At 39.2% G+C, this 12,614-nt stretch carries 13 protein-coding genes; 12 read left to right on the top strand and 1 reads right to left on the bottom strand.

All coding sequences use genetic code 11. From position 1 onward, the window contains the following. The first annotated feature begins 95 nt into the window (after positions 1 to 95). From HMPREF3263_RS06040 to yfbR, 9 genes are all read left to right on the top strand, one after another. On the top strand, positions 96 to 614 hold the full coding sequence (locus HMPREF3263_RS06040; protein WP_005698235.1) for a hypothetical protein: 519 nt from the start codon (positions 96 to 98) through the stop codon (positions 612 to 614). After that, positions 611 to 1,327 carry a PulJ/GspJ family protein gene (locus tag HMPREF3263_RS06035; protein ID WP_005698268.1) on the top strand — a complete coding sequence of 239 codons (717 nt, stop codon included), beginning with the start codon at positions 611 to 613 and terminating at the stop codon, positions 1,325 to 1,327. Before HMPREF3263_RS06040 ends, HMPREF3263_RS06035 begins: the two co-directional genes overlap by 4 nt. Continuing rightward, a complete protein-coding gene (locus HMPREF3263_RS06030) occupies positions 1,324 to 2,010 on the top strand; it encodes a DUF2572 family protein (RefSeq protein ID WP_070853095.1) in 687 nt (228 codons plus the stop codon). The genes HMPREF3263_RS06035 and HMPREF3263_RS06030 overlap by 4 nt, the downstream gene beginning before the upstream one ends. Before the next feature lie 13 nt (positions 2,011 to 2,023). Then, positions 2,024 to 2,290, top strand: a complete 267-nt coding sequence (locus HMPREF3263_RS06025; RefSeq protein WP_083327594.1) for a DUF5374 domain-containing protein — start codon at positions 2,024 to 2,026, stop codon at positions 2,288 to 2,290. A 37-nt stretch (positions 2,291 to 2,327) separates the two neighbouring features. After that, on the top strand, positions 2,328 to 5,687 hold the full coding sequence (recC, locus tag HMPREF3263_RS06020) for an exodeoxyribonuclease V subunit gamma (RefSeq protein ID WP_070853094.1): 3,360 nt from the start codon (positions 2,328 to 2,330) through the stop codon (positions 5,685 to 5,687). A gap of 77 nt (positions 5,688 to 5,764) precedes the next feature. Continuing rightward, the gene (nrdR, locus tag HMPREF3263_RS06015; protein ID WP_005695670.1) at positions 5,765 to 6,214 is read left to right on the top strand and encodes a transcriptional regulator NrdR; all 450 of its coding nucleotides are present in this window, start codon (positions 5,765 to 5,767) and stop codon (positions 6,212 to 6,214) included. A gap of 1 nt (position 6,215) precedes the next feature. After that, positions 6,216 to 7,346, top strand: a complete 1,131-nt coding sequence (gene ribD, locus HMPREF3263_RS06010; protein ID WP_070853093.1) for a bifunctional diaminohydroxyphosphoribosylaminopyrimidine deaminase/5-amino-6-(5-phosphoribosylamino)uracil reductase RibD — start codon at positions 6,216 to 6,218, stop codon at positions 7,344 to 7,346. A 2-nt stretch (positions 7,347 to 7,348) separates the two neighbouring features. Further along, positions 7,349 to 8,371 (top strand): outer membrane-stress sensor serine endopeptidase DegS, encoded by a 1,023-nt coding sequence (gene degS / locus HMPREF3263_RS06005; RefSeq protein WP_005695672.1) that lies wholly within the window; start codon positions 7,349 to 7,351, stop codon positions 8,369 to 8,371. 9 nt (positions 8,372 to 8,380) lie between these two features. Further along, a complete protein-coding gene (yfbR, locus tag HMPREF3263_RS06000) occupies positions 8,381 to 8,974 on the top strand; it encodes a 5'-deoxynucleotidase (RefSeq protein WP_005698245.1) in 594 nt (197 codons plus the stop codon). Positions 8,975 to 9,025: 51 nt separating this feature from the next. On the opposite strand, the gene HMPREF3263_RS05995 is transcribed toward yfbR, so the two are convergent. Then, on the bottom strand, positions 9,026 to 9,793 hold the full coding sequence (locus tag HMPREF3263_RS05995; protein WP_005698264.1) for a TOBE domain-containing protein: 768 nt from the start codon (positions 9,791 to 9,793) through the stop codon (positions 9,026 to 9,028). 138 nt (positions 9,794 to 9,931) lie between these two features. On the opposite strand from HMPREF3263_RS05995, the gene modA reads away from it, so the two are divergent. From modA to modC, 3 genes are all read left to right on the top strand, one after another. Then, a complete protein-coding gene (gene modA / locus HMPREF3263_RS05990; RefSeq protein WP_005698243.1) occupies positions 9,932 to 10,693 on the top strand; it encodes a molybdate ABC transporter substrate-binding protein in 762 nt (253 codons plus the stop codon). 93 nt (positions 10,694 to 10,786) lie between these two features. After that, positions 10,787 to 11,503, top strand: a complete 717-nt coding sequence (gene modB / locus HMPREF3263_RS05985; RefSeq protein WP_005698270.1) for a molybdate ABC transporter permease subunit — start codon at positions 10,787 to 10,789, stop codon at positions 11,501 to 11,503. Continuing rightward, positions 11,490 to 12,545 (top strand): molybdenum ABC transporter ATP-binding protein ModC, encoded by a 1,056-nt coding sequence (modC, locus tag HMPREF3263_RS05980; RefSeq protein WP_005698275.1) that lies wholly within the window; start codon positions 11,490 to 11,492, stop codon positions 12,543 to 12,545. Before modB ends, modC begins: the two co-directional genes overlap by 14 nt. Positions 12,546 to 12,614: the final 69 nt, after the last annotated feature.

The raw sequence follows: 12,614 nt of genomic DNA, 5'->3' as shown, positions 1-12,614 counted from the left end.
AAAGGAAATTTGCGATCAGTATCGCAAAAATAAAGTAGCAAATTTGGCTTTCTTCTAAAGGACTTTTAAAGTGCGGTCAAAAAAGAAGGCATTTTATGTATAAAGGGATAACTTTATTAGAAACCTTGATTGTATTATTTATTTTAAGCGTAACGTTGACGTTTACATTGCCCAAATGGCAGAAAAACGATCCCCAATATTTTCTCGAAAAAGAGCAACAACGGCTTTATTTTTTCTTACGTAATATCCAAGCGAGGGCAGAAAATTCATCAGCGATTTGGTTTATTTTGGCCAATCAAGATAGAGCGAATCAACGTTGGTGTATTACTGCTCAAGTAAAAAGCGATCATTTTTGTGATTGTTTTCATCCCCAGAATTGTCCTAAAAACCTTTATGCGCATTTTTACTATCCTTATTTTGAAGGAAAAACGATGCTGATAGGCCCTAAATTATATCCGTCTGAAGTGGCGGTGAAATTTAATGGGGCAAGAAATACCATGGAAACAAATTGTTTTATGTTACAGGCGGAAGAGCATCGTACATTGTTCTCTTTTTTCAATGTCGGCAGTATTAAATTAAAGTCTGATCAAGCGGCGAGTGCATGTACAAGATGAAACCATTAAAAGGCGAAACATTGGTGAGTTTGTTGATTTCACTTGGCTTATCCGCTTTATTGTTGCTATTGGTTGCACAGTTTTATGCTCAAACTCAACAGCAAAATCAGCGTTTAATGTTACAACTCAAATTACAAGCGGAATTACAACGTACTATTCAACTCATCGGTAAAGATCTGCGTCGCGTAGGCTTTCGAGCCACAAACCCAAAACTAATCGAGGATAATCTGGCTTTATTTGAATTAGACGAAAAGGGCACAGCAATAATCATTGCTCAAGCAGACAATGCTCCATCAAATAGCTGCGTCTTATTTTTTTATGATTTAAATAGTAATGGCTGTATTGGTGAAAAATACACAAAAAACACCTGCGTAAACGGTGTTAAAAATGTGGCAAAAAATATCGAAAAAGAGCTGTTTGGTTACAAACTTAACGAGAAAATGATCGAAACCAAACAAACTTATAAAAATGCGGTAAATGCGGATTGTCGTTCAGCAGAGTGTCAGAGAGCCTTAGCTCAATCTACTTGTAACGCCGGTGGGGGATGGACAGATTTATTGGATGAAAAAGAGTTTGAGATTTCTCAATTACGTTTTGATTGGTTAAAGGCAGGGAAAGGGATTGAAATTAAACTCACAGGGCATCTTGCCGCATATAAGCATATTCAATATGAAACTTCGCTTGTAGTGCCTTTATTAAATCAAGAAGAATGATGATGAAAAAAGGGATGGTGACACTGACGGCACTGATTTTACTTTCAGGCTTATTGGCGCTGATCTTATTATTTGATGAACAGATCTTTGCGTTTTTTCGATCTCAAATGAGTCAGCGAAAATATTATGTAGAACAAAGCCTTGCGTTACAGAAAATCAGTCAGCAGCAACAAAAACATATTTGCCAAAACTTGCCTTTAAATGGTGCTGAAAAAGTGAAACAAGTCTTTTTCGAGTCTTCAGGGGCAGAGGATAAAGTCGCCTATTCTGTTTGGTGTGAACGCGCTGAGTTATTTAAGAAATCGCCCACAAAAGGCATTAATGAAAATATGCTGCGAGATTTTATTTCCAGTGAAAAACAAACTGATTTTCAACCGCACTTTGTGAAAGTAGATACTACTTTAACTGCTCAAAAAACACCACAAGTGTATTGGATGACGCAAAACCAATTAGAAGTTAAAGGGAATGTAAGTGGTATTCTGCTAGCAGAAGGAGATTTAACTTTAACAGGCAAAGGGCGTATTAGTGGTGCAGTGATTACAGGTGGTTTGCTTAAGTTAGAGGAGAATGTGACGGTAGCTTACGGTAAAGCCGTGGTGACAAAACTCGTACAAGAATATAGCCAATGGCGTTTGGTGGATAAAAGTTGGAGTGATTTAAGTGCGCAAGATCAAAGTGAATAAAGGCATGTCGTTAATGTCACTTTTATTAGCCTTATCGATTTTCAGCGGGTTATTTTTGATCTTTAACCGATGGACGAGTGAGCAACAGAAAAGTGCGGTCAGAATTTTTCAAGAATTTCAGGCGATTCAAATTGCTGAAAATCAGGCTCAACGCCAGTTTTTAGGTTTGTCTTGTGAAAATAGCGTACAACAAAATGGCATTCAATTTTCAATTCAATGCAGTCATCATCAAGTGAATATACGCTATCCTCAAGGTGAATTTTTATTGAAAACCGAGTAAAATAACGCGTTGTTTTTGCTTTCAAAAGGGCGTTATTTTGTTCGTTACTTATTATTCAAACCAACCAGAAATTCAAAAGGATATTTTAGTTTCGCTGTTGGAAAACTTACCTCAACATGATCCATTTCAGTCTGACATTGTGTTGGTGCAAAGTCCAGGTATGGCACAATGGTTACAAATGGAAATTGCTAAAAAACGCGGTGTTGCAGCGAATTTCCAATTCCCCATGCCTTCCAGTTTTATTTGGAAACTTTACGCCGATAATTTGCCGAATGTTTCTACGCAAAATCCTTTTGAAAAAGATTCAACGTTATGGCGATTAATGCGATTAATCCCTACTTTTTTACAGCAAAAAGAATTTGAACCATTAAAAAAATATTTAGCGTCCTCGCCTGCATCAGAACAGCAAAAACTTTATCAATTAAGCCTAAAAGTTGCCGATTTATTTGACCAATATCTCGTCTATCGTCCCGAATGGATTGCCGCATGGGAAGAAAATAATGATGAAAAGATCTTGGCTCAGATTAATCAGCAAAAGCAGGGGCTTTCGGCGTTAAACCCTACCTTTCTTTCTCAAATTAAAGGCAATATTCATTGGCAAGGGATTTTATGGCGAGCCTTGGTGGATGATGTTCAACGTGATTTCAGCGGAAAAGCGAAACATCGTGCTGCACTCAATCAACAATTTTTAGCATTATGTCGTGATCCCAATGCGACGCTCAACTTACCGGAACGTATTTTTATTTTTGGTATTCCAGCATTGCCAACGGTTTATCTCAATATTTTCCAAGGTATTTCCGCTAAAACAGATGTACATTTATTCTTCAATAATCCATGTCAAGAATATTGGGGCGATTTGCGAGATCTGAGTAAATCCTATTTATTAGAAAGACAGCGTTTCTTGAAAGAAAGCGACGATGTGAAGCCTTTAATTTCAGCCGAGCAAGTGTCATGGGAACCTGCCGATCTTGATTACACCAATCAACAAGAAGAATTGTTCAGCGGGAATCCGCTTTTAGCCTCTTGGGGAAAAATGGGACGGGATTTTCTCTATCAATTAGTGCGAGATGAAGAAAATATTCAAGCCATTTCGCGTGATTACTATGCAGAACTTCCCGAAAAAACCTTGTTAGGCCAGATCCAAACTCAAATTTTGACGTTAAGCCATGGTGCATTAAATGTCGCGAAAAATGACCGCTCTTTAGTGGTGAAATCTTGCCATAGCGCGATGCGAGAAGTTGAAGTGCTACATGATTATTTGTTGGATTTATTCAATCAAAATCAGCATAAAGCAAAAGAAGAACAAATTACACCAAAAGATGTGGTGGTCATGGTTGCCGATGTTAACCAATATACGCCTTATATTCAGGCTGTCTTTGGTACGAATAGTATGGACGCACCCGTTATTCCGTTCTCAATTTCGGACAGTAAATTGTCTGAAAGTGATGTGATCGTATCAAGCTATCTTTCTCTGTTAAATTTAAGAGAAAGTCAGTTTGGCGCGGAAGAAGTACTGGCTTTATTGGATATTCCCGCTATCCGTGAACGTTTTAATATTGCCCTTGCCGATCTCGAACAAATACGTGAATGGGTGAAAGAGTCAGGTATTCGCTTTGGTTTGGAAAAACGGCAGAATACACTGAATTTTAATGCGTGGCAGGCGGGACTTGAACGCATGACCTTAGGTTATGCGATGCGTGAAGAGCAAGGCGTTTGGCAAGACAGTCTTGGACTTGATAGTAGCTATGGATTGAAAGGGCAGTTAGTTGGTGCAGTGAATCAATTTTTTACGGCCTTAAATAAATGGCATCAAGATTTGCAAAAGGCACACAATATTGAAAAATGGCGTGAAAAATTGACCGCACTTTTGATGGATTTCTTTGTGCAAAATGAAGAAACGGCGGATACCTTATTTTATATTCAGGATTGCATCAATACCTTTGCCGATGATTTGCAGACCATTAATTTTGAAGAAACTTTGCAAGCGGATGTCATTGCGGAAGTGATGTCTGCACGTTTAGAAGAAACGCCAAATAGCCTTCGTTTTTTAGCAGGAAAAGTGAATTTCTGCACACTTTTACCAATGCGTTCCATTCCTTTTAAAGTGGTGTGTTTGCTCGGAATGAATGAAGCGGATTACCCACGCAGTCATACACCAAATAGTTTTGACTTGATGCAATATCATCATCAAAAAGGCGATCGTGTTCGTCGAGATGATGATCGTTACTTATTCCTTGAGGCTTTGCTCGCCGCAAGATTCCATTTTTATGTGAGCTATGTGGGCTGTTCGATTATTGATAATCAACCCAAAGAGCCTTCAGTATTGGTGAGCCAGTTGGTTGATTATATTAATCATTATTCAGACGATGGCTTGAGGATTGAGCAACATCCAATGACGGCGTTTAGTCCAAGCAATTTCCAAAATGAAGGGAAAATTAACCACTCTTTTGCGAAAAAATGGCTGCCAATTGCCCAATTCCAAGAAAGAAAATGTCATGAATTCGTTGTGCCGATGGGCGAAAATCAAGAACCAATAACGGAAATTGAACTCGATCGTTTTGTAAGTTTTGTTGAAAATCCAGTGAAATTCTTTTTTGAAAAGCAGCTTGGTGTGTATTTCCGAGATGAAGATGATCGCATTGAAGAAAGTGAAAATTTCACGTTAAATGGTTTGGATCATTATCGCATTAGTAATGAGTTATTGCATTTAGAGGAAACGCAATTTAACGATTATTTTGCCAAACAGCGAGTGAAAGGCATCATGCCGCGCGGAGAGTTTGCGGAAGTTTGTGCGCAATCTATTCGTGCTGATGTATTGGCTTTTAAAGAGAAAATTAAGGATTATTCTTCACCACATAGTGAGAGTGTTGATTTTGTGGTGGAAACGGCACAAGGCAATATTCGCTTGTTTGGCTATATGGAGCCATTATTTGGCGATGAAAATCAGATAATCGAATGGCGATTTGTAAAATATAAAGATCGTTATCGTATTCGCCCATGGCTTTATTATCTGATTCAACTGGCGACAAAAGAGAACGCAATGCCACCACGAATTATCGCTAAAGATAAGGATTTAACATTAAAAACAATAGAAAAATCAACCGCACTTGAGAAACTGAAAATGTACGTTGAGGCCTATCTACAAAGCCAGCAACAAATTCAGCTCATTCCAACGGAAAATATAGCGAAGTTTATTGAGAAAGATGAAAATGCAGTCAATTTTGACAATGTTTTAACGAATATCGAATCCCTTGCGAAAACTGATCCTTATGGTTATAGAAAAGCCGATCCTTATTGGGTGAGGATATTGGGGCAAACAGAACAATTTAAATCGCAGGATGGTCTTTTGCAGTTAGTGAAACAAACTACATCGTGGTTTGGAGAAATGTTGTCTTAACGCGGATCTTCAGATCGAAAAGATCCTGGATTTTTGATAAGATACTGGCTTAAGAATCATTTTGAAAAGGAGCTAAAATGCGTTGTCCGTTTTGTTCAACTGAAGAAACTAAGGTGATTGACAGCCGTTTGGTTTCTGATGGGTATCAAGTGCGTCGTCGTCGGGAATGCGGGAATTGTCATGAACGCTTTACTACCTTTGAAACCGCCGAATTAGTCGTGCCAAAAATTATTAAAAATGATGGGTCACGCGAGCCGTTTAACGAAGATAAATTGCGTAGCGGTATTCAACATGCGTTAGAAAAACGCCCTGTAAGTTCAGATGATGTGGAAAAAGCAATCAGCCATATTATTATCCAATTACGTGCCACGGGTGAACGTGAAGTGCCAAGTCATCTCGTGGGCAAATTAGCCATGAATGAGCTGAAAGAATTAGATAAAGTGGCGTATATTCGTTTTGCGTCTGTTTATTTGAGCTTTGATAATATCAATGAATTTACCAAAGAAATTGAAAGCTTAAAGGATTAATATGAGTGACACCTTTTCCTCCGATGACGTAAAATTTATGCAACTGGCTCTTGAGCTTGCGGCAAAAGGGCAGTACACCACCTCGCCGAATCCATCGGTGGGATGTGTGTTAGTTAAAAATGGTGAAATTGTCGGGAAAGGGTTTCATTTTAAAGCCGGTCAGCCTCATGCAGAGAGAATGGCGTTGGCAGATGCTGGTGAGAAAGCGAAAGGCGCAACTGCTTATGTGACGCTTGAACCTTGTTCTCATTATGGACGCACACCGCCTTGTGCATTAGGTTTAATTGAAGCGAGGGTTAGTCGAGTTATCGCAGCCATGGCAGATCCTAATCCTCAAGTGGCCGGCAAGGGCCTGAAAATGCTAGCTGATGCAGGCATTCCAAGTGCGGTCAATTTATTGAACGAACAAGCAGAAGCCTTAAATAAAGGTTTTCTCAAGCGTATGCGAACCGGCAAGCCTTATGTGCAGCTGAAATTAGCCATGAGTTTAGATGGTCGAACAGCCATGGCGAGCGGTGAAAGCAAATGGATTTCAGGCGAAGCAGCCCGTGCGGATGTACAAAAAATGCGAGCCAAAGCGACCGCACTTTTATCAACAAGTGCTACCGTGTTAGCCGATGATCCAAGCTTAAATGTGCGTTGGAACCAATTCCCTGATGATCTAAAAGCAGAATATGCCGAAGAAACCGTGCGTCAGCCTATTCGTGTTATTTTAGATTCTAAAAATCGAGTTCAGCCAAGACATCAATTATTCCATACCCATTCGCCAGTTTGGCTTGTGGGTTCAATTCCTCGAGATATGTCTGTATTCCCAGATTTCTGTGAGCAAATTTTACTGCCAGAAAACTATGATTTCGATATGTTGATGACAGAATTAGGCAAGAGACAAGTGAATTCTGTTTGGGTAGAAGCGGGCGCTAATTTAGCGGGTAGCTTGATTGAACAACATGCTGTAGATGAATTAATCATTTATGTCTCCCCGAAACTCTTGGGAGATAAAGCTCGAGGATTATGCCAACTCCCGCATTTAGAAAAACTTGCAGATGCCCCATTGTGGCAACTGCAAGAATGTGAAAGAATTGGGGATGATTTAAAGCTCAGTTATTTACCTAACTTATTAATAAAAGAATAAAAATGTTTAAAAAACTTTTCCACTCCGCCCTTTGGGGGCTTGCTGCGGCAGGCGTTATTTTATTTGCTGTTCCTAAGCTCAATAACAGCAGCCTTTTCTCTGCTGATGATATCGTTTCGTTCAACAGTGCCGTGAGAATTGCTTCTCCTGCTGTGGTGAATGTGTACAACCGATCTTTTTCTTCTGCCAGCATTAATGATAGTGATCAATTACAGGTAAATAACTTAGGTTCTGGTGTGATTATGACGAAAGACGGTTATATTCTCACTAATAAACACGTTATCCAAAATGCCGATCAAATTGTGGTCGCGCTGCAAAACGGTAGTATTTATGAAGCTAATTTAATTGGCTCAGACAATTTAACGGATCTTGCGGTATTAAAAATTAAAGCAACCAATCTTTCTACAATTCCACAAAATAAAGAACGCCAAGTGCGTGTTGGAGATATTGCATTAGCCATTGGTAATCCGTATAACCTAGGTCAAAGTGTGTCACAAGGAATTATCAGTGCGGTAGGGCGTAGTGCCGTAGGGGATTCTTTAGGTCGTCAAAACTTTATTCAAACAGATGCATCAATTAACCGTGGTAACTCTGGTGGCGCGTTGATTAACTCAGCTGGCGAATTAGTGGGCATCAGCACGTTAAGTATTGGTAAAACAGCCAATGAAATTGCAGAAGGCCTAAATTTTGCGATTCCAATCAGTATTGCCAATGATGTGCTATATAAAATTATCCGAGATGGACGCGTGATTCGTGGTTACTTTGGCGTACAAAGTGAGATCACTTCTAACTCAAACGGTGGTATTGTTATCACCGGCGTGACAGCCAATAGTCCCGCAGCGAAAGCAGGCATTCAAGTGGGGGATGTGATTTTACGTTTAAATAAACGAGATAATCTGTCTATTCGTGAAATGATGCAAATTATTAGTGATACCAAACCAAATACAGAAGTTATCATCACGATTTCTCGCTTAGGTAAGGTGATTGATCTCCCCGTAATTATTGAAGAGCTACCATCTAACTAAGGATATCTTGTGGAAGTTAAAACCAGTCACTTTTTTGCCTGTTTAGATCGTCTTCGCTTAATTCAGCGTTGGTCATTGATGCGCAATATTGAAAAGGAAAACTTGGCGGAGCATAGCTTGCAAGTTGCCTTTGTAGCACAGGCTTTAGCTATTATTAAAAATCGCTTTTTTGGTGGTGAAGTAAATCCTGAGCGTATTGCGGTAGTGGCGATGTATCATGATACCTCTGAAATTTTTACTGGTGATTTGCCGACCCCAATTAAGTATTTCAATTCTGAAATCACTCATGCTTATAAAGACATTGAAGCGGCAGCTGAATTACATTTAATTAGCTTGCTTCCGACCGAGTTGCAAGATAGTTTTGCTCCATACTTAGATAGTGAGCAATTTAGCCCAGAAGAAAAGCATTTAGTAAAGCAAGCGGATTTGATTTGTGCTTACATTAAAGCTCAATTTGAATTAGAGCATGGTAACCACGAATTTAAAACAGCTAAAAAACGTTTAGAAAATTTGATGGAACAATGGCATAGCCAAGAAATGGATTATTTTTTACAGGTCTTTTTACCAAGTTTTGGGCGCTCGATTGATGAGATTGCCTTGTAAATGAAATAAAAAAGTGCGGTTAATTTTGACCGCACTTTGGGTTTCTAAGGATTATTTCAATGTTGCCAAGATGATTTGTTCTGGCTCAACATGTAACCACACTTCTTGTCCCACTTTCCATCCATCTTTACTATGAATACTTGCACAAAATTCAATTGAGCTGTCCTTTATTTGCAAAATCGCTTCTTCATTTTGCATAGAAAGAACTGTTGCTTGGAAGATATTACTTTTTTCTTCTGATGCCATGGCACTAACTTTCACCCAAGGCGCTTTAAACATCACCATCACTTCTTTTTCAGTAATGAGTTTTAGACGCTCAGCACTGCGCATTGTGATTGAAACATGTAATGGATGAGCTAAATCCTGAATATTTACCGCAACAATGCAGCGGGAGTCTACAATATGTTGACTCGCAACCTTACCAAAAAATTGATTACGCGCACTACTTTGTAAGGAGAATTTTGCTGTCGCGGAAAGCAAGCTATTGAGTGGAATTGTCTCATCTTGAAGAATATGGAAGGCGTGCTCTTGTGTTTGTTCGAGCAAATCATAAAGTTGTAACAAACGCTCAGCATAAGTGGTTAATGAAGTACCTCCCCCATTTTTTCCACCAATATTACGTTCTAAAAGCGGTTTTGGACTGATTTTATTCATCGCCTCAAGGTGATCCCAAGCACTTTTATAGCTCACTTTAGCATTTTTGGCTGCTTGGTTGATTGAGCCACATTCTTTAATTTCTTTTAAGAGGCGAACACGCTTTGGGTCAATAAATAATTCTTGATGAAGTTTGATCGTTAGTAAAATTTCAGTTTGTTTCATCATCTCCTCCTAATACATAATTTGGCTTATTTTACTTGATCTTTAGGTTTTTCTGTATGCTTATTTGAAAATTCAAGTTATAATTCATTTCGTAGTATATTTTTTTATATATAGTTTCATTTATATAGGAGATAAATAATGAAATTAACTAAAGTTTCAACCGCACTTTTAATTGCAGGTATGGTCGTGTCTTTCGCTGCATCTGCAAAAGTGACTGTGTTTGCAGCAGCTTCAATGACTGATGCTTTACAACAAATTGCAGAGCAGTATAAATCTGAAAAAGCAAGTAACGAAGTGGTGTTTTCCTTTGCATCTTCATCCACTTTAGCTAAACAAATTGAAGAAGGGGCTCCTGCAGACTTATTTATTTCAGCTAGCAACAAATGGATGAAATATTTATCTGATAAAAATCTCACCGTAAAAGAAACTGAGAAAGTATTAGCGGGCAATGAATTAGTGTTAATTGCTCCAGCAAAAAGTGCCGCTAATTCCGTGGATATTGCCAAAGGTGAATGGATTAAAGGCTTAAAAGACAGCTATTTATCCGTAGGTGATCCTGCGCATGTTCCTGCTGGACAATATGCAGAAGAATCATTAACGAAATTGAATTTATGGGATCAAGTTAAAGATAAATTAGCACGTGCGAAAGACGTACGTGGTGCGTTAGCCCTGGTTGAACGCGCTGAAGCCCCTTATGGTATTGTGTATAGTACCGATGCTAAAGTGAGTAAAGACGTGAAAGCAGTAGGTGTATTCCCGAAAGACAGCTATAAACCAGTTGAATATCCCGTTGCGATTTTAAAAGATCATGACAATGCGGATACCCGTGATTTCCTTAATTACTTAGAATCAAGTGCAGCGAAAAAAATATTTGTTGAATATGGTTTCTCTGTGAAATAATGATCTCAGACTTTATAAAGAAAGGACAGGAAACTGTCCTTTTTGTTATCTCTAAAGAAATTTCGTCATATCGAATATACACAAGGAAATATTTTGCTCTCTTGGTTTCAATTAAGCCCGATGGAATGGGATGCGATTCACTTAAGTATGAGTGTTGCATTGAGTTCTATGCTTTGGAGTTTACCTTTCGCGATTTTTATCGCTTGGTTACTGGCTCGTAAGGAATTCTATGGTAAGTCGCTGATTACAGGGATTATTCATCTGCCTTTGGTGTTGCCACCAGTGGTAATCGGTTATTTATTATTGGTTGCCATGGGGCGTAATGGCTTTATTGGTAAGTATTTATATCAATGGGTTGGTTTATCCTTTGGCTTTAGCTGGAAAGGGGCGGTATTAGCTTCTGCAGTGGTGGCATTTCCATTGGTCGTGCGGGCGATTCGTCTTTCTTTGGAAAGCATTGATTTTAAATTAGAGCAAGCCGCACAAACGCTTGGCGCTTCGCCTTGGCGAGTTTTTTTCACGATTACGTTACCCCTTTCTCTACCTGGTGTATTGGCGGGTTTAGTATTAGGGTTTGCTCGTTCTTTAGGGGAATTTGGTGCAACCATTACTTTCGTATCTAATATTGCGGGGGAAACCCAAACTATTCCTTTAGCGATGTATTCATTCATCCAAACACCGGGCGCAGAAGCACAAACTGCACGCCTTTGCTTGTTTGCGGTGATCCTTTCATTGATTTCCTTATTGCTTTCCGAAGCCTTAAGTAAACGGATGCAGAAAAAATTGGGGCAGGGCGATGCTACACATTAATGTACAACAACAATTAGGTCGCCTAACCTTACGTGCGGATCTGCAACTGCCAACTCAAGGTGTGACGGCGATTTTTGGTTTGTCAGGTTCGGGTAAAACCTCATTGATTAATTTGGTGAGTGGTTTAACTCATCCCGATCAAGGATTTATTCGTTTAAATGACCGCACTTTGGTCGATGTGGAGAAGGGTGAGAATCTTCCTGTACATCAGCGTAAAATCGGCTATGTATTCCAAGATGCCCGTCTATTTCCGCATTACAACGTTAAAGGCAATTTACGTTATGGCATGAAGAATGTTAGTCGTGAAGACTTTGACTATATCATTCAGTTACTTGGTATTGAACCGTTACTCAAACGCTATCCGCTTACTTTATCGGGTGGCGAAAAACAACGTGTGGCGATTGGTCGAGCTTTATTAAGGGATCCTGATATATTGTTGATGGACGAACCGCTTTCAGCTTTAGATGTGCCACGCAAACGTGAACTTATGCAATATTTGGAAAGTCTATCTAAAGAAATTAATGTACCGATTTTATATGTGACGCACAGTTTAGATGAATTATTACGCTTGGCTGAGCGCGTTGTGCTGATGGAAAATGGCAAAGTGAAAGCCTATGACACCTTAGAAAATGTTTGGAACAGTCCGTTATTTTCCCCTTGGAAAGGCGAATCGGAGCAGAGTAGTGTATTGGCGTTGCCTGTCTATTTGCATAATCCAACCTATAAAATGACCGCACTTTCTTTAGGCGAACAACAGCTTTGGATCAACGAAGTGCATCATCAAGCGAATGAAAAAGTACGCGTCTGTATTTATAGCTCCGATGTGTCGCTTACTTTAAGCAAGCCAGCGCAAACGAGCATTCGTAATATCTTACGAGGACAAATTGTACAGATCGTTCCACAAGAGAATCGCATTGATATTGCGGTGTTAGTGGAAGGGCATAAAGTTTGGGCAAGTATCAGTAAATGGGCGTTTAATGAATTGCATTTTGCTCAAGGCATGGATGTTTATGTGCAAATAAAAGCGATTTCTGTCGTCTAACAATCACTCTCTTTTCAATTTTAAAAAGGGATAAAATTGTTTATCCCTTTTAAATTCTATTTAGTTATA

It is taken from the genome of Haemophilus sp. HMSC61B11 (assembly GCF_001838615.1).
GTDB lineage: Bacteria > Pseudomonadota > Gammaproteobacteria > Enterobacterales > Pasteurellaceae > Haemophilus_D > Haemophilus_D parainfluenzae_AD.
The sequence above is the reverse complement of the archived record's forward strand: the minus strand, read 5'-3'. Positions and strand labels throughout refer to the sequence as shown.

Excerpts from the sequence above, each read along its gene's own strand:
- HMPREF3263_RS06040 (WP_005698235.1), top strand. The coding sequence starts at position 96 with ATGTATAAAGGGATAACTTTATTAGAAACCTTGATTGTATTATTTATT.
- HMPREF3263_RS06035 (WP_005698268.1), top strand. The coding sequence starts at position 611 with ATGAAACCATTAAAAGGCGAAACATTGGTGAGTTTGTTGATTTCACTT.
- HMPREF3263_RS06030 (WP_070853095.1), top strand. The coding sequence starts at position 1,324 with ATGATGATGAAAAAAGGGATGGTGACACTGACGGCACTGATTTTACTT.
- HMPREF3263_RS06025 (WP_083327594.1), top strand. The coding sequence starts at position 2,024 with ATGTCACTTTTATTAGCCTTATCGATTTTCAGCGGGTTATTTTTGATC.
- nrdR (WP_005695670.1), top strand. The coding sequence starts at position 5,765 with ATGCGTTGTCCGTTTTGTTCAACTGAAGAAACTAAGGTGATTGACAGC.
- ribD (WP_070853093.1), top strand. The coding sequence starts at position 6,216 with ATGAGTGACACCTTTTCCTCCGATGACGTAAAATTTATGCAACTGGCT.
- degS (WP_005695672.1), top strand. The coding sequence starts at position 7,349 with ATGTTTAAAAAACTTTTCCACTCCGCCCTTTGGGGGCTTGCTGCGGCA.
- HMPREF3263_RS05995 (WP_005698264.1), bottom strand. The coding sequence starts at position 9,793 with ATGAAACAAACTGAAATTTTACTAACGATCAAACTTCATCAAGAATTA.
- modA (WP_005698243.1), top strand. The coding sequence starts at position 9,932 with ATGAAATTAACTAAAGTTTCAACCGCACTTTTAATTGCAGGTATGGTC.
- modC (WP_005698275.1), top strand. The coding sequence starts at position 11,490 with ATGCTACACATTAATGTACAACAACAATTAGGTCGCCTAACCTTACGT.